The 4,998-nt window shown below is 44.6% G+C and carries 4 protein-coding genes, 1 pseudogene and 1 CRISPR repeat array; all 5 genes and pseudogenes read left to right on the forward strand.

Annotated elements, in window-relative coordinates; all coding sequences use genetic code 11:
- On the forward strand, positions 1 to 223 hold a 223-nt coding region (locus IM319_RS11960; protein WP_287735756.1), incomplete at its 5' end, for a Uma2 family endonuclease.
- Positions 223 to 1,059, forward strand: a complete 837-nt coding sequence (gene cas6 / locus IM319_RS11965; RefSeq protein WP_287683654.1) for a CRISPR-associated endoribonuclease Cas6 — start codon at positions 223 to 225, stop codon at positions 1,057 to 1,059. The genes IM319_RS11960 and cas6, both read left to right, overlap by 1 nt.
- Before the next feature lie 2 nt (positions 1,060 to 1,061).
- Positions 1,062 to 1,650, forward strand: a pseudogene (cas4, locus tag IM319_RS11975) (CRISPR-associated protein Cas4).
- A gap of 5 nt (positions 1,651 to 1,655) precedes the next feature.
- Positions 1,656 to 2,660: a type I-D CRISPR-associated endonuclease Cas1d gene (cas1d, locus tag IM319_RS11980; RefSeq protein ID WP_287735758.1), complete on the forward strand. Its 1,005-nt coding sequence runs from the start codon at positions 1,656 to 1,658 to the stop codon at positions 2,658 to 2,660.
- A 12-nt stretch (positions 2,661 to 2,672) separates the two neighbouring features.
- Positions 2,673 to 2,945, forward strand: a complete 273-nt coding sequence (gene cas2, locus IM319_RS11985) for a CRISPR-associated endonuclease Cas2 (protein WP_002742874.1) — start codon at positions 2,673 to 2,675, stop codon at positions 2,943 to 2,945.
- Positions 2,946 to 3,178: 233 nt separating this feature from the next.
- A CRISPR array of direct repeats spans positions 3,179 to 4,967; the repeat unit is 37 nt; unit sequence GTTCCAATTAATCTTAAGTCCTATTAGGGATTGAAAC.
- Positions 4,968 to 4,998 lie beyond the last annotated feature (31 nt).

Raw genomic sequence — 4,998 nt, forward strand, 5'->3', positions numbered from 1 at the left:
CCCTGAACAATCCTTCAGCAGCCTGAGCGAAAAAGCCGTGGCCTACCTAAAAGCGGGAGTCAGTCGCGTCTGGATCGTCGATCCCCGGGCCAAGCAGATCACGATTTTCTATCCCGACGCACCCCCAGCGATTAAAAAAGGCGATGACGAGATTAGCGATATTCTCCTCCCGGATTTAACCCTAACTCCTAGACAAATTTTTGCCAAGGCCCGATTAAGTTAATGCCCTACAGTCTCGTTCTCAATCTCACACCCCGATCGCCGATCTATCCGAATTTTCTCACCGGACGACACCTTCATGCGCTATTTCTTACCCTTGTCAGTAGTGTTGATCAGGAATTAGGGGACACCCTGCACGCAGCCGAGGGAGATAAAGCTTTTACCCTCTCCCCACTACAGATTCAATCCGGGGGGAAAATAACGATAAATTCCCTGCGCTGGCGACACGAACGGGAGATCGCCCCAGAAACTCCCTGCTGGTGGCGGATTTCTCTGCTCGATGACCGATTATTCGGTAAATTAACCTCACTCTGGTTGAATCTCAATCCGCAACACCCTTGGCATCTCGGTTCCGCCGATCTCGTCATTACCAGCGTCCTCGCTACCCCGCAATCGGTTCAACCCTGGGCGAACTCCTGTACTTATCAATACCTGTATGAAAACGCCTCGGAAACAAATCGGGAATTTCATTTCCTTTTCGTCACCCCCGTCACCTTCCGGCAGGGAAAATTCGATAGTGCCTTACCGACGCGGGAACTGGTGTTTAATAGCCTTCTCGGTCGTTGGAATCGCTATAGCGGTATCCCCTTCGATTCCATCGCCCTAGAGTCGATTTTCCCTAGTTTCTTCGATATTCAAACGAAATTAGCCGATGAAGCCTATAAAAACCAGTCGATCGGTTGTGTGGGCGAGATTCACTATCGTCTTTTGGGAGAGGTGGAACCCGCAAAGATTAAAGCGATTAATGCACTGGCGGATTTTGCCCTCTATGCGGGAGTGGGACGGAAAACCACCATGGGTATGGGGATGACTCGCAGAATTTCTAAGGATAAAAGATAGTTATGGATGAATCTGATTACATACCGATCGCCGCCCTCAACCATTATGCTTACTGTCCCCACCGTTGTTGGCGAATGTTTGTCGCCGGGGAATTTCTCGATAATAGTTACACGATCGAGGGAACAGGCCTACACGAACGAGTTCACACCGTCGGGGCGGGAAACCGCGAGGAAATATGGCAGGGCTATCTGGCTTAAATCAGATAATTACCGTCTCATCGGTAAAGCCGATCTGATCGAGTCCCACGACGGCGAATTTATCCCTGGGTCATACAAACGGGGCAGTAAGGGCGAATGGGATAACGACGAGTTGCAAGTGTGCGCTCAAGCCCTGTGTTTGGAAGAAATGACTGGAAAAAGGCTAGATACTGGCTATATCTACTATGCCAGTTCTCACCACCGTCAACCGGTGGCGATCAATCTTGCTCTACGGCAACGGGCGATCGCTACGATCCGAGCAATTGAAACCCTGATCCAGACGGGAAAAATGCCCCCTGCGGTCTATTCACCCCGCTGCAAGGGATGCAGTTTGTTCGATCGCTGTTTGCCCCGATTAACCGAAAAAGTCCAACGATATCGAGAGGAAGAATAAAAAATATGGGAACGGTATATGTGACAAGAGAAGACGCATTTCTCGGCAAAAATGACGAGCGTTTAACGGTCAAAGCATCCAAGGAAACGATACTCGATGTACCTCTATTGAACGTGGAAGGAGTGGTGATTTTCGGACGGGGTTCAGTTTCTCCCGCATTGGTGATCGAATTGTTGGAACGTCATATTCCGCTCAGTTTCGTCACATCCACCGGACGCTATCTCGGTAGATTGGAACCGGAGATGACCAAAAATATTTTCGTTCGTCGAGCGCAATGGCAGGCCGCCGGCGATTCTCCGAAAGCCATTCAATTAGTGCGGGGATTCGTCCGCGGCAAGCTGAAGAATTACCGCAACATTCTGCTCCGTCGTCAACGCGATCGAAAAGAGTTGGATTTACAAACTGCGATCGCTTGTTTGGAAGCAGCGATCGGCTCGATCGCAACAACCTCGGCGATCGATTCTCTCCGGGGGTTAGAGGGAGCGGGAAGCGCAGCCTATTTCAGTTGTTTTGATTCCCTAATTCTCGGTGATACTTTTACCTTCCCCTCTCGTAACCGTCGCCCCCCGCGAGATCCGGTCAATTCTCTTTTGAGTCTGGGTTATGCGTTATTGCGCCATGACGTGCAGAGTGCGATCAATTTGGTCGGTTTTGACCCCTATCTCGGTTATCTTCACTATCAACGCTACGGTCGCCCCTCGCTGGCACTGGATCTGATGGAGGAATTTAGAGCGATCGTCGTTGATGCCGTGGTTCTCAACGGGATCAATCATCCTTATCTTACCCCCGAACATTTCACCACTGAACCCTTAAGTGGTGCGGTTTCCTTGACGAGGGAAGGGTTACAGATTTTCCTGCGCTTGTACGAACAGAAGAAACAATCGAAGTTTAAGCATCCAGTAATGGGTAAACAGTGTACTTATCAAGAAGCTTTCGAGATTCAGGCCCGACTAATGGCGAAATATCTGATGGATGAGACGGATAAGTATCCACCCTTGATTTTAAAGTAGATAGAGGCGGTCATGTATTTTGTTGTCAGTTACGACATTTCCGACGATAAGCGACGAACCAAAATTCACAATACGTTAAAGTCCTACGGCCAACGGGTGCAGTATAGTGTTTTTGAGTGCGATCTCACCGATACCCAGTACGCTAAGCTGCGCGGGCGCTTGAGTAAGTTGATCAAACCCGATACCGATAGCATCCGCTTTTATTTTCTCTGCGCCTGTTGTCGGGGTAAAGTGGAACGCATCGGTGGTGAGTTACCCCGGGATAATACAATTTTTTTTGTTTAGCTCGGTTGCGCCTCGGGGTAGCTGTAAAAATCCTTAACTATTATCTGGTGGCTGAAAAGCTTATGGAATATAGATTCGAGATGATTTTCCTTTCCAACGTGGGGCGCACCTTATCCCGTAAGGTTTTGCGGGTTCTTGAAGAAGTGGGTCACTTGCTGTACAATGGGTTTATTGCGGGTGCGGCGCAACGGAACCTTGAAAATCCCATAGCGTACGGCTTTTACCACTGGGCGGTTCCAATTAATCTTAAACCCTATTAGGGATTGAAACAATATTATCACTAAAAGCACCTCTATATTCTTGATTGTTCCAATTAATCTTAAACCCTATTAGGGATTGAAACAACTCTTTTTAAAAGTAAATGACTGTTTAGCCCATAAAGTTCCAATTAATCTTAAACCCTATTAGGGATTGAAACGTATCACCTGAGACGATTGCGGAAGCTAAATCGGGTTCCAATTAATCTTAAACCCTATTAGGGATTGAAACCACTACCTAAACTCCGAAAATCAAAAAAAGAAATTCGTTCCAATTAATCTTAAACCCTATTAGGGATTGAAACAAGAGATAATTCGAGATATTTACTTCTAATCATAGTTCCAATTAATCTTAAACCCTATTAGGGATTGAAACTACAATTCCGAAACTAACGACGAAAAAAGCCTAAGTTCCAATTAATCTTAAACCCTATTAGGGATTGAAACTTATATTTCCTACACTATTGAAACTAATTTTTAATGTTCCAATTAATCTTAAACCCTATTAGGGATTGAAACAATCTGAGTACGATTTAACAATGGGTCCACTGATGTTCCAATTAATCTTAAACCCTATTAGGGATTGAAACCTTTAAGTAGTTGCTTCATCGTAGCAATGGAAGACAAGTTCCAATTAATCTTAAACCCTACTAGGGATTGAAACATTGATTCACTGTACCGACTTAAATCCGACGGCTCGTTCCAATTAATCTTAAGCCCTACTAGGGATTGAAACTCCACAAAAGAGAATCTGGATAAGCGTAGAGCCATTGTTCCAATTAATCTTAAGCCCTACTAGGGATTGAAACAGGATTTTCGGGGATTGCGCCCCGTGATTTTTTAGGGTTCCAATTAATCTTAAGCCCTACTAGGGATTGAAACAATTGGAACCTTTAACTCGCTTGACATTGACTATTGGTGTATAATGTTCCAATTAATCTTAAGTCCTATTAGGGATTGAAACCTTTGGAATCAAACCTTAAACCGTGAAAAATCCGGTTCCAATTAATCTTAAGTCCTATTAGGGATTGAAACTCGATAACAGCCGAAGCTAGTTGGTTAACACTTTGTTCCAATTAATCTTAAGTCCTATTAGGGATTGAAACTCCCTAACTCTCACCCTAACTCTCTCCCTAACTCGTTCCAATTAATCTTAAGTCCTATTAGGGATTGAAACCTACAAGGACGCAATCAAGAGAATACCCCTAGATGAGTTCCAATTAATCTTAAGTCCTATTAGGGATTGAAACATTCTAAGCCAATTGAATTATCGGATATTGAATTATCGGATGGTTCCAATTAATCTTAAGTCCTATTAGGGATTGAAACAAGGATGGCGTGGAAGCCGCGTACAATCGATACGGGTTCCAATTAATCTTAAGTCCTATTAGGGATTGAAACTAAAGATAATCCCGATCTACTGCCAGAAGACCTGCGTTCCAATTAATCTTAAGTCCTATTAGGGATTGAAACACTCCAAAGACTGGCAGGCTGCGGAAGACCTTGTTCCAATTAATCTTAAGTCCTATTAGGGATTGAAACTTCCATTAATCATTCAACTATAGGCGAGTTGCTTGTTCCAATTAATCTTAAGTCCTATTAGGGATTGAAACACGACCAAATTTGGACAGCGCACAGTAATTGATGCAGTCCGAGTTCCAATTAATCTTAAGTCCTATTAGGGATTGAAACATTGGCTAGAGACTCTCTCCCTAACTCTCTCCCTAAGTTCCAATTAATCTTAAGTCCTATTAGGGATTGAAACCGTTGTAACCACCATTAACCTTTTTTGTTAC

Origin of the sequence: Microcystis sp. M113S1, from assembly GCF_020246945.1 — a bacterium.
Lineage (GTDB): Bacteria > Cyanobacteriota > Cyanobacteriia > Cyanobacteriales > Microcystaceae > Microcystis.